General features: G+C 59.3%; 1 protein-coding gene. It reads left to right on the forward strand.

All coding sequences use genetic code 11. The features are described from left to right. The coding region (locus tag IB225_RS20270; RefSeq protein ID WP_225584200.1) for a diacylglycerol kinase at positions 1-442 on the forward strand (442 nt) is incomplete at both ends.

Here is a 442-nt window from a genome sequence, read left to right on the forward strand (position 1 = left end):
GTTGATGACGGAGCCCTTGCCGCGGCGACCGCGAACCGGTATTCGCAATTTCTGACTGGCGGCGACAAGGCCGCCATTGACGGACAACGAGGGCACTTGATGAAACCTGCCGTGACAAAACTCACCGGCATCAGCCACTTTTTTGCAGCCGCCGGCTACTCGCTGGGCGGCTTCAGGCGGTTGATCAGGGAGGCTGCATTCCGGCAAGAACTGCTGTTCTTCGCGCTTTCACTGATCCTCCTGATCGTCGTCGGGGCAACGCTTGCCGAGCTGATGATTGCCGTCGTGCTATTTCTTGCCCTCTTTGCCGTCGAGGCCCTGAACACGGCGATCGAGGAAGTCATCGATAGGATTTCGCCGGAGATTTCCATGGTCGGAAAGCACGCCAAGGATCTCGGCTCCTTCGCCGTCGTCTGCATGATCGTTGCGTGCGGCGTGTTCC

This window comes from Pseudoxanthomonas sp. PXM02 (genome assembly GCF_014851805.1).
GTDB lineage: Bacteria > Pseudomonadota > Gammaproteobacteria > Xanthomonadales > Xanthomonadaceae > Pseudoxanthomonas_A.